Source organism: Paraburkholderia sp. 40 (genome assembly GCF_050434105.1).
GTDB classification, from domain to species: Bacteria; Pseudomonadota; Gammaproteobacteria; order Burkholderiales; family Burkholderiaceae; genus Paraburkholderia; species Paraburkholderia tuberum.
The window spans coordinates 364,279-386,844 of sequence record NZ_JBNPVY010000004.1; the positions used below are offsets into that span (position 1 = coordinate 364,279).

Below are 22,566 nucleotides of genomic sequence, written 5' to 3' on the forward strand. Positions count from 1 at the left end.
TTTGACTGCGCCGCGCTACGACACCGGCACGGCGCTGCCACGGCCAACCCGGATCAGCAGTTGCGGAACGGCGTCCAGATTGAGCGCGGCGCGCAGGCGCTCGCGCAGCGAAGCCACTTCGATCAGTTGATTCAGGTAGGAAGCCGTCATGCCTTCGGAGGCGGCGGTGAGCAGCACCCGTTCGAGCGCCTGCCCGGCCGCGAGCCATGCGGACGCGTCATCCGTGCCGGTGCCGATGCAAAGCAGCAATGGCGAGCCGGCGACGAGTGTCTGATGCGCTGCGGCCAGACCGCCGCCCAGGTCGAAGGTGCGAACGATCGAACTCACCAACGGCACCGCGAAGTCGAGCAACCCGCGCGCGCCGGTCGACAACGCGGGCATGCCGTCCTGAAGACGCCGCGGATGAATCCAGCTAGCAAGTTCGCGGCGAAAGCGCGGGTCCTTGAATTGCCTCTGGTCGGCTTCACCGATCAACTCGGCGAGCTGTTCCCGACTCGCCGTGCTTTCAATGCAGACCGTATCGCAGCCTTCCGCCGTCCCCGCGTCCACGAGGCGCCGCTGGAATTCGGGTGGCGTGGGTTCGCCAGCGAAAATCTCACGCGTCGTCACGCGCAGCGCAATCGCATCGAACAGCGCGGCGAGGCCCTTGCCGCGCCGCAACTGATAATCAACTCGCGGTCGTACGGATCGACCACCGGCAGCGCGCGCATGTGGTCCGCGCACAGCGTCATGCAGTCGCCATCGACGATGAAATGCCACGGTTGAGTGTTGTGGTTCGACGGCGCGAGTACCGCATAGCGCAGCGCGAAGCGCAGTTTCTCGTCGATGCCCGCATGCGGGTCGAGTTGCCGTTCATCGACGGACCATGCCGTCGTGTTGGGAAGGGTGCTCATTCGGGGTCTCCTGACGCCGTGTCGGCTATGTTGCGTCAGACCATCCTGTCAGACAGCCCTGCGGCGGGCTTGACTCCGATCAAACGGCGGCGCAATGCCGGCTTGATTCAACTGCGGCGCGCGCGGCTACACGCGGGCGAGACCTTCCCTGTCGAGAATCCTGATCTGCTTGCCGTGGGTGTCGAGCAGGCCGTCCTTCTGAAACTTCGATAGCATGCGGCTGACGGTTTCGAGTTTCATCCCGAGGTAGCTGCCGATCTCTTCCCGCGTCATGCGCAGATGAAATTCGGCCTGCGAATAACCGCGCGACTTGAGCTTGCCCGACAGGTTCAGCAGGAACGTCGCGACCCGCTGGTCCGCGGACATCGTGCCGAGCAGCATCATCAGCGTGGCCTCGCGCACGATCTCGCCGCCCATCAGCCTGTGCACATGCTGCTGCAATGCCTTGACGTCGCGACACATGGCTTCGAGCAAATGGAACGGGATGATGCAGACCTTGCTGTCCTCGATGGCGAGCGCATCGCAGCTATGCTTGCCTGAACCGATGCCGTCGAGACCCAGCACATCGCCCGCAAGATGAAATCCGGTGACCTGTTCACGGCCGTCGCGATGCATCACGACGGTCTTGAACGAGCCCGCGCGAACCGCGTAGATGCTCTGGAACGAATCGCCTGCGCGAAACAGGGATTCGCCATTTTTGATCGTGCGCGAAGGGCAGATCAGCGCCTCGACCCGTTCGGTCTCTGTCGCCGTCAGACCTTCCGGCAAGCAGGAAGCACGCATCGCGCAACTCGAGCAGTTGGCGCCGCCGTGCTTCGGCGGGGCCGGTGCGAATCCGGGGTCTTTCAGTGCTTGCAGCGGAATCTGCGCGATGGTCCGGGTCTGGAAATATTCGGCAACGTCAGACATGATGGGCTCCGAGATGGTAGAGACCACGCGCGCAATGCTCGTGGGCAATTCGCTCGATGGTGTTGCATGCAAGATCGAATTCGCTGGTCTTGTCGAAGAAGTACTGCGCGCCGTTGGCGACGCACGCCTGCCTGAACCACGTGCCCGAATGATTCGTTAGCACGATCGTGATGACGGTGGACATGCTCTGCGCGAGGTTGCGCAGCAGGTCGATGCCGCTGCCGCCGCTCAGATGTAAATCCATCACCACGACGTCGGCTGCCGTCGCGCCGATGCCGTCCAGTGCCGCACAGAGTTCCTCCGCTTCACCGACGATCTCGACGCCTTCGATCGCACCGAAACGCGCGGCGATCCGTTTCCTGATCGAAATCGCGTCGTCCACGAGGAACACGCGTACGGCTGGGTATGACGGGCTTGAGTTCATGGCTCGAAGTATCGGCCGCGTCATCTCAAAATAAAATCAGCGGGGAACGAGATTCGGGTAGGCGAGCGCGAAGTGTTGTAGGGAATTTCCTACATACACTCTGTGACGGTAAAGCAGCCGCGCGAGGAGCCACGGATGTGACGGGGGTTAACGACGGAGCGGACCCAGTGACAGCGGCGCCATGACTGCGCTAGATTTCGTCGTCTTCGCCGAGCAGCTTGTGGCGCAGTGCATAGCGCACCAGTGCGGCTTCGTGAGGCATCTGCATTTTCTCGAGGCTGCGGGTTTTGTAGGTGCTTACGGTCTTGCCGCTGACGCTCAGTTCGGCGGCGATTTCCGTGAGGGTCTGCCCTGCTGCGATGCGCCGGAATACGTCGAATTCGCGATCCGACAGGCGCTGACGGGGCAGCGTGTCGGCGGGCTCGTTGAGGCTTTGCGCAAAGCGCTCGGCGATCGCGAGACTGGTGAGTACGAGGATGCGCAGCGCCGGCACTCTCCTTGGTGAGATAGCCCGATGCGCCGGCTTTGAAAGCGCGCACGGCGTACTGTTGCTCTCATGCCAGTAGCTGCGGTTGATGACGCGGAGCGCAGTGCCTGAAAGAGGGGTGGTCGAAGCCAGACGGCCGGCGCTTGATCCGCATCAAGCGTATTTCGGGTTTGAAACCGCAGACTGAACATCCGGGCACGTTTCGCCAGTGTTCGTTGGGGGATGCGTCAGAGTTCAGGAGCATGTCATGTACAAGCGGATTCTCGTAGCAATCGACGGCAGTCAGGCGGCCCAACTCGCGCTTCAGGAAGCGCTGACCATCGCGGAGGCGGCACAGTCGACCGTGACAGCGGTATTCGTCGCCGAACATGCTGCGCAAATGGTCGACGTCGGCATCGGCCTGATCGATCAGCAGAGCCGCTCGACGGTGTCGGCCGAGGCCGCGATGGCGACGCTGGAAGATGCTCGCGCGCTATTCGGGCAGCGTGGGGTGCGTGGCTTGACGCGAGTTCTCGACGCGTACGGCGAGGACATCGCGGGTGTGCTCTGCCGTATAGCCGGCGAATGCGAAGCCGATCTTGTCGTGATGGGCACGCATGGACGGCATGGAATAGGACGCTTGCTGCTGGGCAGTGTGGCTGAAGCCGTCTTGCGGCGCACCGAGGTGCCGGTCCTGCTGGTCCGGCGCGAACGGGATCTGGACGAGATACCCTCGGGCCTGTGACGGCATGAATTACAACCTCGGCCTGTGGATCGCGGACAAAAGAGGCGCCCTGACGAGCGGGCGCCTTGAAAGTTTCGTGAGGGGCTATCGCCGCGTAATGCCTAAAAACCCGTACATCGCGAATCCGTTTCGAATCAGTGTGACATCAGCACCGGCACGGTCATCGACTGCAGCATGGTTCGCGTGACGCCGCCGAGCAACCTTTCCTGAACGCGCGCATGCCCGTACGCGCCCATCACCAGTAGATCGATATGGCGGTCGGCAAGCATGTTCAACAGCAGCGCGCCGGTCGATACACCGTCCACTCCGGGCGTCCCGGCGAATCCCGCTTCGATGCCGTGCCGCGCGAGCCAGGCGGCGACGTCGATGCCGGCCGGTTCACCGCTCTGCGAATGGCGCTGCACCATCATCACGGTGACGAATCTCGCCTTCTTTAGCACCGGCAGTGCATCGGCCACGGATCGCGCGCTTTCGCGGCTGCCGTCCCACGCAATCAACACGCTTTGCCCGAACGACCGGACGGCTCCGGCGTAAGGCAGTACGATGGCCGGGCGGCCCGCACTCATGACCACGTCCTCTACAAAGTAACGGGCGATATACGACGACGGCTCCTCCGGATCGGACTGACCGAGAATCAGAAGGTCCGCGTGGCGAGCGTGCAAAGCCGTTGTTTCGACCGCATCACCCGCTGGCGCGCGCCATTCAACGCTCAGGCCGGCGCGTTCGCCGGCCGCCAGGAAGCGTGCCCGGGCGTCCTTCAGATTGGCGTCGCGTTGCGCTTCCTGCGCAGCCACCCAGGCACCTTCTCCATCCAATAAAATCGGTCGTGCGAGTTCCTGGCACACCACGTACAAGCCGATCAGATGCGCTTCGTACCGGCGGGCCAGGTCGAGCGCGAATTCGGTGCGCGCGGCGCTATACGGACTGTCGTCCAGATGCACGAGCAGAGTTTTGCAGTTCATGATCGCTCCTTGGCAGCTTCGGCCGTTGGCGATTGTTCGCCTGTAGCCGGGTTCACGCAGTGCGCGGAGATCAGGAGCACCGGGCACTGCGCAATGCGCAGAAAGCGTTCGGCGACGCTGCCGAGCACCATCCGCCGGAAACCTCGGCGCCCATGGGTGCCTATCACCACCACGTCGGCCTTGAACTCGGCGGCGGCGCGCTGGATGCATTGCGCGACGTCGTCGGCGCCCGGATCCGCCTCGACGATGCGTGGTGAGCCCGCCACGCCGGCGCGGCGCATGCGGGCGGCGGCGTCGTCGGTCACATGCGCGCCTTCTTCGAGAAGCGTGTCGCGGACATAAGAGGGATCGTAAGAGGGCACGTCATACGTCATGAGCGGGACGTTCACAACATACAACGGTTGCAATTGCGCGCCGGCTTCGCGTGCAAGTTGCAAGGCGGCGTCGAGCGCATGACTCGACACTTCACTGCCGTCGACCGCAACCAGAATCTGCTGGTACATGGCGAACTCTCCTTAAGGAGGCGGCTTGGGGCCGCGCCTGCAAAGCGCCTTCGATTGTCAGTGCGACATCAGCACCGGCACGGTCATCGACTGCAGCACCGTGCGGGTTGCGCCGCCCATCACCAGTTCCTGCCAGCGGGCATGGCCGTAGGCTCCCATCACGAGGAGGTCCGCACCGAGTCCGGCTGCTTCCGATAAGAGGGTGTCGCCAACCGACGCGGCCGGACCGGCTTCGACGTCCTTGACTTCGACCTTGATGCCGTGCCGCGCGATCACCGCTGCGATGTCGGCGCCTGGAATACGAGGGCCCGTTTCCCTGCGAGCGCCGTTGACCGCGACGATCGTGGTGAGCCGCGCTGTGCGCATGAACGGCAGCGCGTCATGCACGGCACGGGTGGCTTCGCGGCTGCCGTCCCAGCCGACCATCACATGACCGCCGGGGGAAGTGACGCTGCTGGCGTTCGGCACCAGCAGCACCGGCCGCCCCGCGGACATGACCAGGTTTTCGGGGAAATAGTTGCCGACGTACGACTCCGGATCATCCGGATCGTCCTGGCCGGCGATGATCAGATCCGCGCAACGTCCCCGGTGCGGCACCGCGAGACTGGCTGACTGATCGACGGCGACCCACTCGCCCGTCACCCCGGCCCGGCTCAGCTCCGCATGGAAGAGGCGTTCGAGCGCGCCGCGCCGCTCGGCGCGCAGCTGCTCATGCGTCGCGTAGTAGCTGGCGGTGCCGGCCATCACGTACAGCGAGCGCGGATCGGGACTGAACAGGGCGAATACGCCGGTCAGATGGGCACCGAAGTGCTTCGCGAGGCGCAGCGCGATTTCGAGCCGCGGATGCGCGCGCCGGCTCGTATCCAGATGAACGACGATGGTTTTGTAGCTCATTGCAAAGCTCCCGGAAAGTGAATGGGCGGCGCCCGACCATGTGAACTGAGTCTATGAGCGCGATGGCGCTGCGGCGTTGATTCAGATCAACCGTGCGACTGGTGGGGCGGGGACAGTGGAACCTGAAAACGACGGGGCGCGCCGGTCCCAAACGCCCCGTTCACGGGCGCTCCGAGCCTGCCAGCGCACGTTCCGCCGTCAGCTTGCCGAGTGCGGCGGATGCGAGCCTTACGCGCACGCTGTCGGCACGGCTCGTGAGGATGATCGGCACCCGCGCGCCGAGCACGAGACCAGCCGCGTCGGCGCCGGCGAAGTACATGAGCTGTTTGGCGAGCAGGTTGCCGGCTTCCAGATCTGGCGCCAGCAGGATGTCCGCCTGACCGGCCACGGGCGAATCGATCTGCTTGATTTTCGCGGCCGCCAGGCTGATTGCATTGTCGAAGGCGAGCGGGCCGTCCACCAGCGCGCCCGTGATCTGACCGCGCGCGGCCATGACGGTCAGCGCGGCGGCGTCGAGCGTGGTCGGCATGCGCGAGTTGACCGTTTCGATCGCGCCGAGCACCGCGACCCGCGGGAGTTCGACGCCCAGCGCGTGCAACATGTTGATGGCGTTCTGGCAGATATCGCGCTTATGGTCGAGCGATGGCGTGATATTGACCACGGCGTCGGTGACCACCAGCGGCTTCGAATAGGCCGGGACGTCCATCGCATAGACATGGCTGATGCGCCGCGAAGTGCGTAAGCCGGATGTCCGCGCGACGATCGCGCCGAGCAGTTCGCCCGTGTGCAGACTGCCTTTCATCAACGCGGCGACCCGACCGGCCGCGCCCATTTCCACGGCACGCGCAGCCGCCGCATGACTGTGCTCGACCGCTTCGATCGGCACGCCCGCGGGCTGACGTTGGCGGCCTCGGCAGCGGCGCGGATTTTGGCTTCGGGGCCGATCAGGACCGGTTCGATCAGGCCTTCGTCGCGGGCTTCGATCGCTGCCAGGATGGCTTCTTCCGAGCAGGGATGAACGATCGTGCGCAATGCGGGACGCACGCGCGCCTGCCGCATAAACGCGTCGTAGCGGTCGTGACGTCGCAAAGCGACCTCGGCATTCACCGTGCACGGCCACATTACCGGCATCGACGGTGCAACGACCGTTGCCGTGCCGAGCAGCACGCTGTCGCCCCTCTGGTTCGTGCAGCAGATGTCGAGCAGGACGATGCGTCCGTCATTGCGCTTTTCCTTCACCTTGACCATCGCGGTGATGGCGTCCCCCGCTGAGACAGGATGACGGAACTGCAGGGTCTGGCCGAGGCAGATCGTGCCGGGGCCAGGCAGCCGCTTGCCAAGCAGCGCGGAAATCAGCGCGGGGGTCCACATGCCGTGTACGACTCCAAGGCCGGACAGCGCGCCCGCGGCGATCGCCGCATCTTCATGCGCGGGATCGAGATCGCCCGATACGGCCGCAAACAGATCGATATCGTTCTGCAGGGCCACGCGTACGAGCGATGCCGACTCGCCGATTTCGATTTCGTCGAAAGTGCGGTTGCGCAAAAGGTTGTCGTTCACGATGGCTCCGACGCGACACGATGCCGTGTGAGTTTCAGGTACGTCGATTAAGTCATGCCGACGCTCCGGTGAGTTGATCTGCATCATCTGTTTCGGGGACGCGGCTGCTGGCGTCCTGCATTTCGTCAGACCGGCGCACGCTGACCGACGGTGTCGCACAGCGCTTCGGCGAAGCGTTTGAACGCATGCAGCGAGCCCGCGATGCTCTGGTATTTTTCTCGGCGCATCTGTCCGTCGAGCGTAATCAGCAGCTCCGACTCGCGCGCGAGCGCGAGGATGGCATCGAATTCACGGATCGCGTTGCGCGCGTCCTGTGATGGTTCCGCCGATGTCGCGGCGCGGGCGAAAAAGGCTGTGTTCGACATGGCCCGGTCTCCTTACGGGTCAACCTCGGCACGCGCACCAGGCGCATCGCGAGGGCAATCGATTCAGGCTGTCACGAATCCAGTATGGGTCGGCACCCGGCCGGTGCAAATCAGGTGGTGCCGAGCTTCAGGTAGGACGTGCTGCATGCTTGTCAGGTTTTTCCTACGCAACGATGCGCTGTCATGACGGCCAGGTTCGTCGCTTGATATGGATCACGAGAATTCGCTCAAGCGCGCCTATGCTCGTGGCATGTGCTGCGAATCCAGCATGTGAATGCACAACCGCGTGTGATATGGAGGCTGAAATGCCCAAAGCAAAAGTCCTTGTCGTCTATTTCTCACGCACCGGGACCACGCGCCTACTCGCGTCGGCGATTGCCGGAATGCTGGCCGCCGATCTCGAAGCGATCTGTGACTGCAGCGATCGCGCAGGGCCGGGCGGCTATCTGCGCTCGCTGATCGATGCGATCCGCAAGCGGCCCACGGAAATCGGTCCGGCCGGCTTGAGCGTGTCGGCCTATGACCTCGTCGTGATCGGTTCGCCGGTATGGGCCGGTTCCGTGTCGGCCCCGGTGCGTTCGTATCTCATCGAGAACCGGGCGCGACTGCCTCAGGTTGCATTTTTCTGCAGCTTCGGCGGACACGGCGCCGACGCGGCGCTTCGCGAGATGGGCGAACTGGCCGGGAAGCCGGCCGTTGCCGAATGCAAGATCACCGCGGCCGCGGCGCACCAGGGCGCGCAGGCCGCGCTGGCTGCGTTCGTCGGTGGACTCAAACGGCACCTGGCGCGGGCCGGCGAATTCGAATGGATGTGTTGAGTCGCATGGGGAGCGGGCGAACATGAACTGGCGGCTCTTTCCGATACTCGCCGTCGCGGGACTTGCGGCGTGCAACTCCGAGGCACGCATTGCCGCATTGCGCGACAGTGAGATTCAGCTGCAGCAGGCCCGCACACAGGCGTGGGTGAACTGCTCGGCTGGCGCCGACTGCGATCGCCTTTGGACATTGACGAAAAAATACCTCGCGCAGCGCTCGGTGACGCCGATTCGCCGTGCCGACGACACAGCGATCGAAACCGCCGAGCCGCATATGTTCGGCGCCGTCTATGTCTGGGCAACCAGGACCACCAATGACGCGGGCGCCTCGACCATCAGGCTCAAAGGCATGTGCCGTGGCATGTATCGCGCCGACGGTAACCCCGGTTGGCTGTACACGAGCTGTGCGCAGCAGATCCGTGCAGTCGAAACGGATTTCCGGGCGTTCGTCGGCGCCGCGTCGTAATTCCGCTGCTCGCACTTTCGCTGTGACCGCGTCGCGGCGTGCACAGCGCGCTTTTTTCTTACCCGGGAATAAACATCAGCAGCGCGGCCACGCCCATCACCAGGGTGGCGATCGAACCGAGCACGATCAGCGGTTTGCTGGCCGTGAACGCGCCCATCACCGATTCCCTCGACACGAGGATCATCACGACCACCAATAACGGCACCGCCACCACGCCGTTGATGACCGCGCTCCAGAACAGCGCCTTCATCGGACTGATCGGCGAATACTGGATCGCGAGCGCGGCCAGCACGCTGACGGCGATGATCGCGTAGAAGCCGCGCGCGTCGCGCAACTTGCGCTCGAGCCCCTCATGCCAGCCCATCGCTTCGGATAGCGCGTACGCGCCAGAACCCGCCAGCACCGGCACGCCGATCAGGCCGACGCCGAGAATGCCCGCCGCGAACAGGAGGTAAGCGAAGTCGCCGGCGAGCGGTCGCAGCGCGCTCGCGGCCTGCGCCGCTGTGGTGATATCGGTCAAGCCAGCCGCGTGCAGCGTGACGGCGGTCGCCAGCATGATGAAAAAGGCGGTGAGGTCGGAGTAGAACATGCCGGACCATGTGTCCCAGCGAATCCGCTCAAGCTCCCGGGGCGCCGCGCCGGCATCCAGGATGAGCGCGACACCGCCGCGATGAGCGTGCATGTCCTCCACTTCTTCGGAAGCCTGCCAGAAAAAGAGGTAAGGGCTGATGGTGGTGCCGAACACGCCGACGACCATCGCCGCCACGTTGCCGTTCAGCGTCAGATGCGGCCACAGCATGCGCCAGGCCACTTCGCGCCAGGGCACGTGAACGGTCAACAGCACGACGGCATAGGCGAGCAGCGAGACCGTCAGCCACTTCAGAAAGAACACGTACCGATGGTACGGAACGAAAACCTGCAGCAGCAGCGTGCCGAACACGAAGCAGGCCGTCATCAGGTGCCGGTCGACGCCGCTCACCAGTTCCGCCACTTCGCCCATCGCGGCAACATCGGCGGCGATGTTCAGCACGTTCGCGACCAGCAGCAACGACACGACGCCCATCAGCACGACAGGTGGGAACGTGCTCTTGATGTTGGCGGCGAGCCCTTTGCCGGTCACCCGGCCGAGGTTCGCGCACATTGACTGGACCGCGGCCATCAACGGAAAGGCGAGCGGCATCGTCCACAGCATGTTCAGGCCGAACTGCGCGCCAGCCTGCGAATAGGTGGCGATGCCGCTCGGATCGTCATCGGCGACGCCCGTGATGAGGCCCGGACCGACATGGGCCAGCGGATGCTCCTTCAGACGCGCGAGCAGCGCCCGCAGGCTTCTGGTATGCCGCAAACCGTCGACTTCCACTAGATCACCTCGCTAATGGTCCCGCAGCGTCGCGAATGCCTTGTAGACGATCCGCGGGTCATGCCGCCCCTTGTAGACAGCCGGTGCGGCCCGATCGAGCCCGAGCAGTGCATACACCGCGTTCTGCGCCGAGCGCACCGAGTATTCGACGGTGAACACGACGTCGTCGGGCAACTCGCAGAACTGCCCGATGAAAGCGAGATTGCGCCATCCGTCAGGCACCACGGCAGGCCGGTCGCCGCGCCGGCGCGGCAGGAACTGGCTCGTGATGAACGGCATCATGCAGGGAATGCAAACCGCGTGCTCGAGGATTCGGGCCGACTCCGCCTTGACCTTCAAATGGCCGAGAATCTCCGTCAGGATTTCGCGGCCGGTGCAGGCCTGCATCGGCTTGTCGACGAAATTGCCTGGCTGGTCGACTCGCAAGCCGTACCCCCAGAACACCTGCACGTCCGCCGGCTGATCGATGAAATGCGGCTGGTGTGGCAGCACGATCGAGGCGAGCCAGTTCGACTCAGGAAAAGTAATCAGGCCGCCTTCGCCGGGTACATTGCCGGTCAGATCGCGGATCAGCCGGAACAGTGTCGGGTCTCGCAGCGTCACCGTGAAGGAGAGCCACTTCGACGCGTCGACATGATCGGCGAACACGGACGGGTCGCCGAATTCGGGCCGGCCCGCGGCAATGTTTTTCCACAGGCTCCAGGCGCCCGTGCCGTCGACAGTCTCCAGCGGCGCGGGACGGTCCATGCCGCCGAGGCTGGAAGCCGCCGTCATCGAGCCGAGCGTGACGATCACCGTGTCGTTGCGGCCGATCAGCAATTCGAAGCCTTGATGCGCGCTCAAGCAAACCATGCCAACTACACTGTTCTGCTCGCCGGTTTCGTCGAACCAGAGATCGGTGACCCGGGTGTCCGGCTGGAAAATTGCGCCGTGCCCGTCCAGCCAGCGGCGCAGAGGCCGGACCATCGACTCGTACTGGTTGTAGACCGTGCGCATGATGCCGTGCAGCTGGTTGAAGCCCGCCGACATATGCGCGAAACGCAATAGATACCGACGGAATTCTGCTGCGCTATGCCATGGCTGGAACGCAAACGTCGTGCACCACATCAGCCAGAAATTGGTATCGAAGAACGACGCGTCGAAATGATCGGAAATCCGGCTGTTGCCGAGCATGATTTCCGGTTCGATCGACAGGCGGCCCAGGGTCATCAGATGCTTTTCATCGAGCCCATAGGCGGGGGCGTCCTCGCGTTTGCCGTTCCTCACGAGCCGCGACCTGGACGAAGTCCGGATGGTCTCGTTCCAGTCGAAGATCTCCTGGGTCACGGTTTTGCTGTCGTCCAGCGTCGGGATCGACGAAAAGAGGTCGTAGGTGCACAGATACTTGCTTTCGAGCATGCGGCCGCCGCGCACCACATAGCCACTTTCCGCGTTACCCGCGCCATCAAGGCTGCCGCCGGGCTTGTCGAGGGCTTCGAGGATGGTGACGTCGCAGCCGCGCACGTGGCCGTCGCGGATCAGGAACGCAGCGGCCGCCAGCGAGGCAATGCCGCCGCCGACAAGATAGAACTTGCCGTTCTCTGCAGGGTGGCCGTCACTGTTGACGTCGGTGCGCGGCGTGTGTGCGTGAATCGGATCAGAGTTTTGCACGTCGTTCTCCCGTTTGAGGTTCGCTGCAATCGAACTGCAGCCGGCCCGCCCTGCCGCGCAGAGCAGGCGTTGGTTCACCATACGCGAGGCTCGGTGGGTTCGATTGCGTTGGATCAAGCAATGATCGCGGCAGCGCAGCCGAGCGGGCGGCAGTCGACCTCATGTCGATTCGCAAAGGCAGCGCGGGCGTCGCGACGCTGCGTATCTCGCCTGTTTGTGATCCGTATCAAGGTCACCCGACGCTGCCCTCATACGATGGTTCAGCACCTCCCGTCAGCCGGTGGTTACAGCGGCGGCGCAGTCAACGGACGCTGGCCGCTAGCGGGACGGTCACCGGCGTCGCAAAGTCGGATACGGTGGCGAAATGAGCGATGATTTTCGCATTGCCGGCCTGGGCGGCATCGACCCCCATGACGGCCCGCGTGCGGTGCGCGCATGGCGCTGGCTGCAATGGGTTCTGTTGGGATTCAGCCTGTTGGCCATTCCCGCGTTCTACTTCGAACTGGCCGCCCACTCCACGGTCTTGCACCAAACGGGGCGGGCGCTCTACGCGTGCATGTCGGCCGGTTTCTCAATATCGCTCGCGTGGCTCGCGCGCTTGAGCCACAAGCCCCGGCGGTTTCTGGTGCGCAACCGCTATGACGTGCTGATCGCAGTGGGCGCAGCAGCTAGCGTCATTTCGGGCGTGTCGGCCTGGTCCTCGTTCGAATGGTCGATGCGCATTCTGTTCGTCGGACTCGTGGCGGCGCGAATCGCGCTGTCGCTGCAAGGATTTTTCTCGCCCAACCGACTGCTTCTGCTGCCCGCGACGGCTGCTGTGCTGCTGGCCTCGGCGGGCGCCGGTTTTTACTGGCTCGAACCGGGCGCGCACACGTATGCGGAGGGCGTCTGGCTCGCCTTCGAAAGCAGCGCGACGGTGGGCTACGGCGATATGGCGCCGACCACGCCGGCCTCGCGCGTCTTCGCCGCGTTCGTGGTGCTGCTCGGCTACGGGCTGCTGTCGCTGTTATTCGCGAGTATTGCCGCGCTCTTCATCGAACGGGAAGAGCGTCTGCTGCGTCGCGAAATGCATCGCGACATCAAGACCTTGCAGGCGGAAATCGCCTCGCTGCGAACGGAAGTGCTCCGCATCGGCGCCCACGCGCACGCCGACGACACCGCAATCGGTCGTCATCGTGCTGCGGGTACGCATGATCGAACCAGGCGGGCGCGCGTCAGATGACCCATCCGGCAAGCAGGTTGGTCACCAGCACCACCGCCCACGACGGCGCACGCCACGATCCGAGCAGCAGCAAGGCCAGCACGACGAGCACGAAATCCGCGCCGCTGTGCACGGCGCTCGTCCAGACCGGATCGTAGAGCGCAGCGAGCAGAATGCCGATCACCGCGGCGCTGATCGCGGCCATCGCCCGGCGCATCGGTGCGAACGCCCGCAGTTGTCCCCACAGCGGCAGCGTCGCGCCGACCAGCAAAAACGACGGCAGAAAGATCGCGGCTGTCGCGATCAGTGCGCCGCCGATTCCCGCCGGATGGCCGCTACTTGCGGCGCCGAGAAATGCCGCGAACGAGAACAGCGGACCCGGCACTGCTTGCGCGGCGCCGTAGCCGGCCATGAATTCGTTGGCCGACAGCCAGCCGCGCGGCACCACGACCGCTTGCAGCAACGGCAGCACCACATGGCCGCCGCCGAACACCGGCGACCCGACCCGGTAGAACGCGGCGAACAGGTCGAGCGGATAGACGTGCAGCCATGCGGCCGCCGCGGGCAGGCCGAACAGCAGCAAACCGAATCCGAGCAGGCACGCGAACGCGCCGGCTTTCGTGCCGGGCATGCCGAGCGGCGCGCCCGGCACGTCGGCCGAGCTTTTCAGAAGTAGCGCGCCGATCCCGGCCGCGACGACGATCGACGCGATCTGGCCATACGTCACGCCAAGCACCAGCACCGCGATCGCGGCGCCTGCGGCGATGGTCGCGCGGTCGCGGTCGGGACAGAGCGTGCGTCCCATCGACCACACCGCCTGCGCGACGACCGCCACCGCCGCCAGCTTGAGACCGCGCAGCAGACGAAGCGACGTCGCATCGGTCAGATGCGTGAACCCGTAGGCGAAACCGGTCAGCAGCGCGACCGGGGGCAGCTTGAATCCCAGCCGCGCTGCCAACGCGCCGGCGATACCGCCGCGCATCCGCCCGATCGCGATGCCGACCTGGCTGCTGCCCGGGCCGGCGGAAACTGGCACAACGCGACGAGGTCGCCGAACGTGTGTTCGTCGAGCCAACCGCGGCGCTTGACGAACTCGTCGCGGAAATAGCCCAGATGCGCGGCCGGACCGCCGAACGAAGTGAGGCGTGGCGCGCACGGCGCGACATGAACAGCATTCGGCGCTCAGGAAAAGCCGGCATCCACTCGATGTCTTGACGCAAGTCAAGTGGCTCAAACCGTCCCAGCCGATGATCCAATCATCCCGCCGGCTGCGTCTCGTCAGTTTGGCCACACGACCGCGGCGGGCAAGTTTGCTATGGAGCCCGCGCAAGAACGCTGGACGCCTGGGAGAGGGAACATGGGAGTCGGCATGCAAATCGTCTACTTCGGCTTCGTCGGAACGTCGCAAATCGAAGCCGAAGCCGCTTCGCAACTGGTGCGCCTCGAGCGTTTCAGCAGGTCCATCGCGGGCTGTCATCTGGCGATCGAATCCATCCGTGCCGCGCGCCCCGACTACCGGGACAACGCGCGGGCAGGTGATGGGCGCGCTCGCATGTTCGACGCCCGGCTCGACCTGATCATGCGCAGCGGCGAACTCGTCCCGATCAGACATTGTCTCGACGCCAAAGCGGAAGCGGCGATCCGGGCGGCATTCGATTCCGCCGAGGAGCAACTGGTGCGCAATTCGCCGCGTACCCGGTCCTGATCGTTGCAGCGAGTGCCGCGACCGCATCGTTTTTTAACGCTCTATGAGGAGACAGGCATGTATCGAAACATTCTGGTTGCCGTGGATGGCAGCGAAGCGTCGAAATGCGCGCTCGATGAGGCGATCCGCATGGCGAAGCTGGCAAGCGCGAAGTTGACGGCGGTCTATGCGATCGACCAGTCGGCGGCCTTCACTTATGCGGGCGCATGCGACCCGCATCTGTTGACCGATGCCGCGCGCGAGGCCGGACGACGCCTGCTGGACGACGCGCTCGTGAAAATGAAAGCCCTCGACGTGGCCGGCGATTCTGAAATCATCGAAACCCAGGGCATCGCCGAAGATATCGCGAGTTGCATCGCGCGGTGTGTCGAGCGGCGCGGCGCGGATCTGGTGGTGATGGGCACGCATGGCCGGCGCGGCATGCGGCGCATGGTGCTCGGCAGCGTCGCCGAGCGTTTCGTGCGGCATTCGCCGTGCCCTGTGCTGCTGGTTCGGGAAAGCGCCGCCCATGCCTGAGCATCGTCCTGACAGGCGCGCCATCTGCGGGACCGCAGCGCGCTGGCGTGCGTTGATACAGGTCAACCGCACTTCAACGCGCGGGCCTACATTGAACCGTCTGCTGCGTCGCGCTGACCGGCAGTGAGAATTGCGGGCTCGCCTGCGTCCGCCAAAACGATCTGAGGACCATCATGTCAACTGAATCCACCACGCCGCTCGATCTGTATCGTGCGAACCTGGGACTTTCACTGCGGATGTTCGGCTACGGACACGAATACCGCCGGCAAGCCTGCGAGTTCGAGATGCAACGCATCCAACGTGATCTTGCCGCGTTGAATGCGACGCGCGACGCCGCAACTGGCGCGCACGACTGGAGTGAACTCGCGGCGAGCTATCAGACGATGCTGCGCGACTATATGGCGGCCACTACGAATCTCTGGCAGCAGGGGCTCGCTTCGGCGGCCCGGCAGCAAACCGCGTGCAGCGACGGCATGCGCGACGCGCTCGCCGGATGGCATGCCGCGTGGACCGGCAATTGGCAACAGGGCGTCGGCATGAACCCCGCGACGCTGCCGCTGCAGGGCTGGATGCGTCGCTTCGAAGAGATGGCCAGGGGCGCGCTGGACGGCGGCGCAGCACTCGGGCTGCGTACGGGTTCTGCGACACCGCCCGCGCCGGCGGGCCGCTCCGCGCAACCGGGAGAACAGCATGTCGGCTAAGCGCGTTGCCTTCATTACCGGCGGCATGGGCGGACTCGGCGCCGCCATTAGCCGGCGCCTTCACGACGCCGGCATGGTGGTCGCCATGTCGCATTCGGAACGCAACGATCACGTCGCCACCTGGCTGGTGCACGAACGCGAAGCCGGCCGCCGTTTTCATGCCTACGAAGCCGACGTGACGAGTTTCGATTCATGCGCGCATTGCGCCAAACGCGTGTTCGACGAATTCGGGACGATCGACATTCTCGTCAACAATGCCGGCATCACGCGCGATTCGAGCTTTGCAAAAATGAACAAGGACGACTGGGATGCGGTACTGCGCACCGATCTCGACTCGCTGTTCAATATGACCAAGCCGTTGCTCGGCGGGATGGTCGCGCAACGTTTCGGGCGCATCGTGAATATCGGCTCGGTGAACGGCGCGCGCGGCGCTTTCGGTCAGACCAACTACGCAGCGGCGAAAGCCGGGATTCATGGCTTCTCGATGTCGCTGGCGCTGGAGGTTGCGAAACATGGCGTGACGGTCAACACCGTCTCGCCCGGTTACCTCGCGACCGCGATGACCGCGGCCGTGTCGAAGGATGTAATGGAGACGAAGATCTTGCCGCAGATTCCCGTGGGCCGTCTCGGGCAACCCGACGAAGTGGCCGCGCTGGTGGCGTTCCTCTGTTCGGACGACGGGGGTTTCGTCACCGGCGCGGAGTTCGCCATCAATGGCGGCATGCATATGGGCTAAAACGGGCTAAAGCGGTACGGATGGCGCTTCAGGGCCGCGCGGCGAACGACTGCGCGGCCCATTTCATGCGTGGGCTACGTCCGCATCGGGCGCCGCCGTTTCGTGCATTTCATGCATTGACTGCGTGTCCAGGCGTTCCAGCAATGCTTGCCAGTACTCAATATGCGCGAAGGCGCCCACGGGCACCTCGGTATCGAAATGTACCGTGCAAGCCATCTCGCCTGCGCTGAGCGGGTCTTCATTCGCCAGTTGCCTGATCAGAACGACCGGCCCGGCGTCCGACTCCGCATGCGCCTGCGCGGCGCGCCTGCTGACGCGTTCCGCAAGCAGGCAGGTGCGCGCATGAAAATCGAGCACGATGACAGGAACCGCCAGCGCATCGGCCAACGCCGCAAACCTCGACCGGTGATCGCGCTTCAAAAATGTCGCGTCGACCAGCGCTGGATAACCCGCGGCCAGCACGTGACGCGTGAGCGCCAGCAGCGTGCCGTAGTGTCGATCGATCGAGTCCGCCGAGTAGGCGGCGCGCGGCAACGGCTGCGCATCTATCGGCGCGAACGGGCGTGGGCGTTTGCGTTCGATGTCGCTGGACACGCGTATCGCACCGATCAGATTGACGAGCGCCTCGCTCGCCACCGATTTGCCCGAACCCGAGTAGCCGTGGCATAGCAACAGATAAGGGCGCGGCTTTGCGATCAGGCGTCCGGCGAGCCGCAGGTACTGATGGGTCTCTACCGATTCGCGGTCCGTCGGGCCGCCACGCGCTTTCAGCGCCGCAACGAGCGCTCGCACCAGCGCGCGATAAACCACGTAGTAACGCAGTGCGGGCAATGCGGCGAAGTCGCCGGTGCGTTGCAGCCAGCCGTTCAGCAACCGGGCGGCAAGATCGTCCCGGCCGTGCGCCTGCAGGTCCATCAGCAGGAAACTCAAATCACTCGCCACGTCGATCCACCGCAACGCGTCGCTGAATTCGATGCAATCGAACATGAGCACCCGCTTGCCACGACGCAGCACGTTGTCGAGGTGCAGGTCGCCATGGCACTCACGCACGAAGCCGCCCGCGCGGCGCGTTTCGAAATGTTCCGCGAGCCGCTCGCCGTCTTTCTCGCACCATTGACGAAGTGTGTCCGGTAGGGGCTTGCCGGTCTCGCGTCCCAGCGCGTCCAGCACGGTGTGCATTTGCGTGCGTACCGTCGACGCCGAACCGAAGCCGCGTCGCGGTGCAGCGCGCGCCGCACCGCGATGAAACGCGGCGAGGCTGTCGGCCAGCGCGTCGATCTCCGCGAAACCGAGCGCGTCGCGCGCGAGCAATGCCTGGAATACGTCGCGCTCGTCGAAACGCCGCATCTTGACCGCGTGTTCGACAACGTGCCCGTGGTGCCGGATCTTGCGCACGCGGCCCTGACGCACGATCGTCTCGACGCCGCAATACAACTCGCGCGCAAGGCGGCCGTTCAACCGCGCTTCGTCCTCGCACGCGCGTTGCCGCACGGCGGGCAGCGTGAAATCGACAAAGCCCGGATTGACCGGTTTCTTCAGCTTGTACGCGTAACGGCCGGCCAGATAGATCACGGAGATATGCGTTTCGATCCGGCCAATGCGGCCGGCCGGATGGCGGTATGAGCAGGGCCGTTGCAAGGCCCGGTCGATGGCGCGCCAGCCGCGTTGCGCAACGCGTTCGCGTTGCCGGACGTGCAGCGGGCGGTGACGCGGCGAGGGGAAATGTTCGGGCATGGTCGGCTCCGGGAAAGCAATGAGGGCTCGTCCAGCATAGGCACGACCGGATGAGCGGCGCTTGACGGAGATCATTCATTCGAGCGGACGGCGGCGGATGAACATCGCTTGATACATGTCAATCGGCGCGCTGCGAGCCAGCCTAAAGTCAGTCGTAGGCAAGCCCGCATCGATCAACGGAGGCAGCATATGAAAGCGCTCGTGTACCAGGGTCCCGGGAAGAAATCGCTTGAGGAACGGCCCATTCCAAAGCTCGCGGCGCCCACCGATGCGATCGTCAAAATGACGCGCACCACGATATGCGGCACCGATCTGCATATTCTCAAAGGCGACGTGCCGACCTGCGAGCCGGGACGCATTCTCGGCCACGAGGGCGTCGGCGTCGTGCAGCAGGTCGGCACGGCGGTATCGTCGTTCAAGTCCGGCGACCGGGTGCTGATTTCATGCATTTCGTCGTGCGGCAAATGCGATTACTGCCGGCGCGGAATGTATTCCCATTGCAGCACGGGCGGCTGGATTCTCGGCAACAAGATTGACGGCACCCAGGCCGAGTACGTGCGCATTCCGCACGCGGAGACGAGCCTCTATCCGATTCCCGCTGGCGCCGACGAAGAAGCGCTCGTGATGCTCTCCGATATCCTGCCGACCGGCTTCGAATGCGGCGTACTGAACGGCAAAGTGCAGCCCGGCAGTACGGTGGCGATCGTCGGTGCCGGGCCGATTGGCCTCGCCGCGCTGCTGACCGCGCAGTTCTATGCGCCGGCGCAGATCATCATGATCGACCTCGATCCCAACCGGCTCGAAGTCGCAGGCGGCTTCGGCGCCACTGCATGCATCGATAGCGGCCATGACGATCCCGTTGCGGCCGTGATGAAGCTGACCGAACAGAAAGGTGTGGATTGCGCAATCGAAGCGGTCGGCGTGCCTGCCACGTTCGAACTGTGCGAGGCGCTTGTCGCGCCGGGCGGCGTGATCGCGAACGTCGGCGTGCACGGCGTCAAGGCCGATCTGCACCTTGAACAGCTGTGGGACCGCAACATCGCGATCACGACGCGTCTGGTCGACACCGTCAGCACGCCGATGCTGCTCAAGACGGTGCGAGCGGGCCGCATCGATCCCGCGCGGCTGATTACGCACCGCTTCCAGCTCGAAGACGTGGCCGGTGCCTACGACACCTTCAGCCGCGCCGCGGACACGCATGCGCTGAAAGTGATCATTGAAGTGTCCTAACTGGCGCGTTGCGCGACGCATGCGCACCCGTGCCATTAACCCAGTCCCCTATCCATGACTGTATTGAATGGTAAGGAGTGACACGATGAGCAACTTGACCCGTTTTGACCCGTTTGCAATCGAACCCATGTCGGATCTCTTTCAGGGCCTGTTCCGCCCACTGCGCGGTGGCGCTGGCGGGGAGGTGCCGCTTGCCGATATCAAGGTCGATGTGACGGAGAGCGATACCCAGTACACCGTGAAAGCCGAACTGCCCGGCGTCGAGAAAGACGATATCGACGTGAAGATCGACGGCAATCTCGTATCGATCAGCGCCAAGGTCGAGCGTAAGCAGGAGCTGAAGGAGGGCGAACGCGTGGTTCGTCGCGAACGCTATTCGGGCGCCGTCAGCCGTTCGTTCTCGCTGCAGAGCGAGATCGATGAAGCCACTGCAACGGCGCAATACAAGGACGGCGTGCTGTCGCTGACGCTGCCCAAGAAGTCGGCCTCCGAACGCAAACGCCTGCCGATCAATTGATTGGCGCGCCGGACCCACGGCTACAGGTCCCGGCGCAGTTGCAATCCTTGCATGTCATCCAGGAGCAAGCAATGAAGTCTGACGTGGAATTGAAACGGCAGGTCGAAGACGAACTGGCCTGGGATCCGGCAGTCAGCATCACGGACATCGGCGTCGAAGTGTGCGACCGTGTCGTCACGCTGTCCGGCCACCCGCTCAGTTACGCCGAAAAAATCGCGGCGGAGAAAGCGGCGCAACGCGTCGCGGGCGTGAAGGCCGTCGTCGTGGAAATGGATGTGCGCCTGCTGCATACCGATGTGCGAACCGACGAAGACATTGCCCGGGCAGTTCGCACGATGCTGCGCTGGACGGTCGGTTTGAACGAAGACTCCGTGAAGGTGCAGGTCGAAAGAGGCTGGGTGACATTAAGCGGCGAAGTCGAGAGTGCCCATCAGAGTCATCTCGCCACCCGCACGATCTCGTGTATGCGTGGCGTAATCGGCGTCTCGAACACGATCCGCATCGGCGGGAACGTCGCCGCGCAGGATATCGGCGAGCAGATCAGCCAGGCGCTGCAGCGTCACGCCGACCGCGAGGCGAAGCATATCGCGGTCAAGGTGCACGAAGGCACCGTGACGCTGACGGGCAAGATCGATTCCGCCGCGGAGCGTTCGGCTGCGCGCGGGGCCGCGTGGGCGGCGCCGGGCGTGCATGCGGTCGTCGACAATCTGACCGTGGGCTAACGTGCGGCGCGCGTCCGGGGCGCGGTTTTGCGTGCGGTTCGCGTTGCTTCATCCAGGTGAAAGTTCAGGAGCGGCTCATGACGCTTTCCGGAGTCGTCGCGGCTCCGCCGGCCTGCGTGGATTGGTATAAAGTGAAGCGGTCGCCGCCACCGGGCGCATTGGACGAGTATTGCCGCCTCCGTTCCTCACCGGTCAGCTTCCAAAATGAAATACAGGGACTACTACGAGATTCTGGGTCTCGAACGCAGCGCTTCCCAGGAAGACATCAAGCGTTCGTATCGTAAGCTCGCGCGCAAATATCATCCTGACGTCAGCAAGCATGACGATGCGGAAGCCCGCTTCAAGGAGTTGGGCGAGGCGTACGAGGTGCTCAAGGACCCCGAGAAGCGCGCCGCCTACGATCGCATGGGCGACAAATGGCGCGACGGTCAGGATTTTCAGCCCCCGCCTGACTGGGACGAGGGTTTCGAATTCCGCGGCGCGGGCAGTCAGCAGGGTGCGCAGACCGACTTCCATGAATTCTTCGAGTCGATGTTCGGCGGCGCACGCGGCGCGCATGCGCATGCGGGGCACAGGGCGTTCAACGTGCGAGGCGAAGATCATCACGCGAAAGTGCTGATCGATCTCGAAGACGCGTATCGCGGCGCGCAGCGTTCGATCTCGCTGCAAGTGCCGGTGATCGATGCGCAAGGCCATGTCACACTGGAATCGCGCACGCTCGACATATCGATTCCAAAAGGGATACGGGCGGGCCAGCATCTTCGGCTCGGCGGCCAAGGCGGCGCGGGCGCTACGCCCGCGGACGCTGGCGACCTCTACCTGGAAATCGGGTTTCGCGAACATCCACGCTTTCGCGTCGACGGCCGCGACGTGTCGCTCGAATTGCCGGTCGCGCCGTGGGAAGCCGCGCTGGGCGCGAAGATCGCGGTGCCGATGCCGGATGGTACGGTCGAGATGACAATACCGCCGGGTTCCGCCGGCGGCCGACGCCTGAGACTCAGAGGCAAGGGGATCCCCGCCAACCCGCCTGGCGATCTCTACGTGATACTGAACATCGTTCTGCCTCCGGCGGACAGCGAAACGGCGAGGGCCGCTTACGACTCGATGCAACGGGCCTTCAACTTCGATCCGCGCGCGCACTTTTATGGAGGATCATCGTGAAAGAGACCAGGACGACGACCTGCCTGCAAGGACAGGTTGTCGACGAGAGTGTCGAGTTTACACTCGTCGAATTAAGTCGGGCGAGCGGGGCATCGGAAGAGGAATTGAGGCTTTGGGTCTCCGAAGGCGTGTTCGAACCCAAGGGGGATCAACCGCAGGAATGGCGTTTCAGTGGTGCGGCGTTTCGGCGCGTACGGACCGCACGGCGGCTCGCACGCGATCTTCAAATCAACCCACCTGGCATCGCGCTCGCCCTCGATCTGCTCGACGAAATCGACGCGCTGCGCGCGCGTGTCAATCGTCCTCGTGTTGGTTAGACGCTGGTGCGCGA

The 22,566-nt window shown here is 64.2% G+C and carries 22 protein-coding genes and 4 pseudogenes; 13 read left to right on the forward strand and 13 right to left on the reverse strand.

Going from position 1 to position 22,566, the window contains the following annotated elements:
* Positions 1–15 precede the first annotated feature (15 nt).
* The 4 genes and pseudogenes from OKW28_RS23335 to OKW28_RS23350 all read right to left on the reverse strand — a co-directional run.
* A pseudogene (locus tag OKW28_RS23335) lies at positions 16–893 on the reverse strand (nitroreductase family protein).
* Between the two features lie 126 nt (positions 894–1,019).
* Positions 1,020–1,802, reverse strand: coding sequence for a fumarate/nitrate reduction transcriptional regulator Fnr (gene fnr / locus OKW28_RS23340; RefSeq protein WP_429449295.1), 783 nt, complete (start codon positions 1,800–1,802; stop codon positions 1,020–1,022).
* Entirely contained in the window at positions 1,795–2,226 is a 432-nt protein-coding gene (locus OKW28_RS23345; RefSeq protein ID WP_429449297.1) for a response regulator, read from the reverse strand. The genes fnr and OKW28_RS23345 overlap by 8 nt, the downstream gene beginning before the upstream one ends.
* A 190-nt stretch (positions 2,227–2,416) precedes the next feature.
* Positions 2,417–2,780, reverse strand: a pseudogene (locus OKW28_RS23350) (LuxR C-terminal-related transcriptional regulator); the annotation flags it as partial.
* Between the two features lie 180 nt (positions 2,781–2,960).
* Between OKW28_RS23350 and OKW28_RS23355 the strand changes: the two are divergent.
* Positions 2,961–3,437, forward strand: a complete 477-nt coding sequence (locus OKW28_RS23355; RefSeq protein WP_429449299.1) for a universal stress protein — start codon at positions 2,961–2,963, stop codon at positions 3,435–3,437.
* Positions 3,438–3,571: 134 nt separating this feature from the next.
* On the opposite strand, the gene OKW28_RS23360 is transcribed toward OKW28_RS23355, so the two are convergent.
* The 5 genes and pseudogenes from OKW28_RS23360 to OKW28_RS23380 form a co-directional block, all read right to left on the reverse strand.
* Entirely contained in the window at positions 3,572–4,399 is an 828-nt protein-coding gene (locus OKW28_RS23360; RefSeq protein WP_429449301.1) for a universal stress protein, read from the reverse strand.
* Positions 4,396–4,902, reverse strand: coding sequence for a universal stress protein (locus OKW28_RS23365; protein ID WP_429449303.1), 507 nt, complete (start codon positions 4,900–4,902; stop codon positions 4,396–4,398). The genes OKW28_RS23360 and OKW28_RS23365 overlap by 4 nt, the downstream gene beginning before the upstream one ends.
* Before the next feature lie 57 nt (positions 4,903–4,959).
* Positions 4,960–5,796 carry a universal stress protein gene (locus tag OKW28_RS23370; RefSeq protein ID WP_187638033.1) on the reverse strand — a complete coding sequence of 279 codons (837 nt, stop codon included), beginning with the start codon at positions 5,794–5,796 and terminating at the stop codon, positions 4,960–4,962.
* A gap of 160 nt (positions 5,797–5,956) precedes the next feature.
* Positions 5,957–7,356 (reverse strand): annotated as a pseudogene (locus tag OKW28_RS23375) (bifunctional enoyl-CoA hydratase/phosphate acetyltransferase).
* A gap of 125 nt (positions 7,357–7,481) precedes the next feature.
* Complete coding sequence (locus tag OKW28_RS23380; RefSeq protein ID WP_429449305.1) at positions 7,482–7,721, reverse strand: hypothetical protein; 240 nt, start codon at positions 7,719–7,721, stop codon at positions 7,482–7,484.
* 305 nt (positions 7,722–8,026) lie between these two features.
* On the opposite strand from OKW28_RS23380, the gene OKW28_RS23385 reads away from it, so the two are divergent.
* Positions 8,027–8,539, forward strand: coding sequence for a flavodoxin family protein (locus OKW28_RS23385; protein WP_429449308.1), 513 nt, complete (start codon positions 8,027–8,029; stop codon positions 8,537–8,539).
* A 22-nt stretch (positions 8,540–8,561) separates the two neighbouring features.
* Positions 8,562–9,002 carry a hypothetical protein gene (locus OKW28_RS23390; RefSeq protein WP_429449310.1) on the forward strand — a complete coding sequence of 147 codons (441 nt, stop codon included), beginning with the start codon at positions 8,562–8,564 and terminating at the stop codon, positions 9,000–9,002.
* Between the two features lie 58 nt (positions 9,003–9,060).
* On the opposite strand, the gene OKW28_RS23395 is transcribed toward OKW28_RS23390, so the two are convergent.
* Together OKW28_RS23395 and OKW28_RS23400 are read right to left on the reverse strand one after the other, a co-directional pair.
* Positions 9,061–10,362 carry an NRAMP family divalent metal transporter gene (locus tag OKW28_RS23395; RefSeq protein WP_429449312.1) on the reverse strand — a complete coding sequence of 434 codons (1,302 nt, stop codon included), beginning with the start codon at positions 10,360–10,362 and terminating at the stop codon, positions 9,061–9,063.
* 12 nt (positions 10,363–10,374) lie between these two features.
* Positions 10,375–11,994 carry an oleate hydratase gene (locus OKW28_RS23400; protein WP_429454428.1) on the reverse strand — a complete coding sequence of 540 codons (1,620 nt, stop codon included), beginning with the start codon at positions 11,992–11,994 and terminating at the stop codon, positions 10,375–10,377.
* A gap of 382 nt (positions 11,995–12,376) precedes the next feature.
* Here OKW28_RS23400 and OKW28_RS23405 point away from each other — a divergent pair, with 382 nt between their 5' ends.
* Entirely contained in the window at positions 12,377–13,234 is an 858-nt protein-coding gene (locus OKW28_RS23405; protein ID WP_429449314.1) for an ion channel, read from the forward strand.
* On the opposite strand, the pseudogene chrA reads toward OKW28_RS23405, so the two are convergent.
* A pseudogene (gene chrA, locus OKW28_RS23410) lies at positions 13,227–14,326 on the reverse strand (chromate efflux transporter). The gene OKW28_RS23405 and the pseudogene chrA overlap by 8 nt on opposite strands.
* 256 nt (positions 14,327–14,582) lie before the next feature.
* Here chrA and OKW28_RS23415 point away from each other — a divergent pair.
* The 4 genes from OKW28_RS23415 to OKW28_RS23430 all read left to right on the forward strand — a co-directional run bounded on the left by OKW28_RS23415 (position 14,583) and on the right by OKW28_RS23430 (position 16,871).
* The gene (locus OKW28_RS23415; protein WP_429449316.1) at positions 14,583–14,918 is read left to right on the forward strand and encodes a hypothetical protein; all 336 of its coding nucleotides are present in this window, start codon (positions 14,583–14,585) and stop codon (positions 14,916–14,918) included.
* Between the two features lie 57 nt (positions 14,919–14,975).
* Entirely contained in the window at positions 14,976–15,434 is a 459-nt protein-coding gene (locus OKW28_RS23420) for a universal stress protein (protein ID WP_429449318.1), read from the forward strand.
* 173 nt (positions 15,435–15,607) lie between these two features.
* Positions 15,608–16,135, forward strand: a complete 528-nt coding sequence (locus tag OKW28_RS23425; protein ID WP_429449321.1) for a hypothetical protein — start codon at positions 15,608–15,610, stop codon at positions 16,133–16,135.
* Positions 16,125–16,871: a beta-ketoacyl-ACP reductase gene (locus tag OKW28_RS23430; protein ID WP_429449323.1), complete on the forward strand. Its 747-nt coding sequence runs from the start codon at positions 16,125–16,127 to the stop codon at positions 16,869–16,871. Before OKW28_RS23425 ends, OKW28_RS23430 begins: the two co-directional genes overlap by 11 nt.
* 63 nt (positions 16,872–16,934) lie before the next feature.
* Here OKW28_RS23430 and OKW28_RS23435 read toward each other — a convergent pair whose 3' ends face one another.
* A complete protein-coding gene (locus OKW28_RS23435; protein WP_429449325.1) occupies positions 16,935–18,605 on the reverse strand; it encodes an AAA family ATPase in 1,671 nt (556 codons plus the stop codon).
* A 189-nt stretch (positions 18,606–18,794) separates the two neighbouring features.
* Here OKW28_RS23435 and OKW28_RS23440 point away from each other — a divergent pair, with 189 nt between their 5' ends.
* The 5 genes from OKW28_RS23440 to OKW28_RS23460 all read left to right on the forward strand — a co-directional run bounded on the left by OKW28_RS23440 (position 18,795) and on the right by OKW28_RS23460 (position 22,552).
* Positions 18,795–19,835: a zinc-dependent alcohol dehydrogenase family protein gene (locus OKW28_RS23440; RefSeq protein ID WP_187638045.1), complete on the forward strand. Its 1,041-nt coding sequence runs from the start codon at positions 18,795–18,797 to the stop codon at positions 19,833–19,835.
* An 85-nt stretch (positions 19,836–19,920) separates the two neighbouring features.
* Positions 19,921–20,352 carry an Hsp20/alpha crystallin family protein gene (locus OKW28_RS23445; protein ID WP_429449327.1) on the forward strand — a complete coding sequence of 144 codons (432 nt, stop codon included), beginning with the start codon at positions 19,921–19,923 and terminating at the stop codon, positions 20,350–20,352.
* A 71-nt stretch (positions 20,353–20,423) separates the two neighbouring features.
* A complete protein-coding gene (locus OKW28_RS23450; protein ID WP_429449329.1) occupies positions 20,424–21,074 on the forward strand; it encodes a BON domain-containing protein in 651 nt (216 codons plus the stop codon).
* Positions 21,075–21,278: 204 nt separating this feature from the next.
* On the forward strand, positions 21,279–22,235 hold the full coding sequence (locus OKW28_RS23455) for a DnaJ C-terminal domain-containing protein (RefSeq protein WP_429449331.1): 957 nt from the start codon (positions 21,279–21,281) through the stop codon (positions 22,233–22,235).
* The gene (locus tag OKW28_RS23460) at positions 22,232–22,552 is read left to right on the forward strand and encodes a chaperone modulator CbpM (protein ID WP_429449333.1); all 321 of its coding nucleotides are present in this window, start codon (positions 22,232–22,234) and stop codon (positions 22,550–22,552) included. Before OKW28_RS23455 ends, OKW28_RS23460 begins: the two co-directional genes overlap by 4 nt.
* Positions 22,553–22,566 lie beyond the last annotated feature (14 nt).

Coding starts and splice junctions, on each gene's coding strand:
- OKW28_RS23380 (WP_429449305.1), bottom strand. CDS start 7,721: ATGTCGAACACAGCCTTTTTCGCCCGCGCCGCGACATCGGCGGAACCA.
- OKW28_RS23445 (WP_429449327.1), top strand. CDS start 19,921: ATGAGCAACTTGACCCGTTTTGACCCGTTTGCAATCGAACCCATGTCG.
- OKW28_RS23385 (WP_429449308.1), top strand. CDS start 8,027: ATGCCCAAAGCAAAAGTCCTTGTCGTCTATTTCTCACGCACCGGGACC.
- OKW28_RS23390 (WP_429449310.1), top strand. CDS start 8,562: ATGAACTGGCGGCTCTTTCCGATACTCGCCGTCGCGGGACTTGCGGCG.
- OKW28_RS23450 (WP_429449329.1), top strand. CDS start 20,424: ATGAAGTCTGACGTGGAATTGAAACGGCAGGTCGAAGACGAACTGGCC.
- OKW28_RS23370 (WP_187638033.1), bottom strand. CDS start 5,796: ATGAGCTACAAAACCATCGTCGTTCATCTGGATACGAGCCGGCGCGCG.
- OKW28_RS23415 (WP_429449316.1), top strand. CDS start 14,583: ATGCAAATCGTCTACTTCGGCTTCGTCGGAACGTCGCAAATCGAAGCC.
- OKW28_RS23360 (WP_429449301.1), bottom strand. CDS start 4,399: ATGAACTGCAAAACTCTGCTCGTGCATCTGGACGACAGTCCGTATAGC.
- OKW28_RS23365 (WP_429449303.1), bottom strand. CDS start 4,902: ATGTACCAGCAGATTCTGGTTGCGGTCGACGGCAGTGAAGTGTCGAGT.
- fnr (WP_429449295.1), bottom strand. CDS start 1,802: ATGTCTGACGTTGCCGAATATTTCCAGACCCGGACCATCGCGCAGATT.
- OKW28_RS23355 (WP_429449299.1), top strand. CDS start 2,961: ATGTACAAGCGGATTCTCGTAGCAATCGACGGCAGTCAGGCGGCCCAA.
- OKW28_RS23430 (WP_429449323.1), top strand. CDS start 16,125: ATGTCGGCTAAGCGCGTTGCCTTCATTACCGGCGGCATGGGCGGACTC.
- OKW28_RS23435 (WP_429449325.1), bottom strand. CDS start 18,605: ATGCCCGAACATTTCCCCTCGCCGCGTCACCGCCCGCTGCACGTCCGG.
- OKW28_RS23455 (WP_429449331.1), top strand. CDS start 21,279: ATGAAATACAGGGACTACTACGAGATTCTGGGTCTCGAACGCAGCGCT.
- OKW28_RS23420 (WP_429449318.1), top strand. CDS start 14,976: ATGTATCGAAACATTCTGGTTGCCGTGGATGGCAGCGAAGCGTCGAAA.
- OKW28_RS23405 (WP_429449314.1), top strand. CDS start 12,377: ATGAGCGATGATTTTCGCATTGCCGGCCTGGGCGGCATCGACCCCCAT.
- OKW28_RS23425 (WP_429449321.1), top strand. CDS start 15,608: ATGTCAACTGAATCCACCACGCCGCTCGATCTGTATCGTGCGAACCTG.
- OKW28_RS23345 (WP_429449297.1), bottom strand. CDS start 2,226: ATGAACTCAAGCCCGTCATACCCAGCCGTACGCGTGTTCCTCGTGGAC.
- OKW28_RS23440 (WP_187638045.1), top strand. CDS start 18,795: ATGAAAGCGCTCGTGTACCAGGGTCCCGGGAAGAAATCGCTTGAGGAA.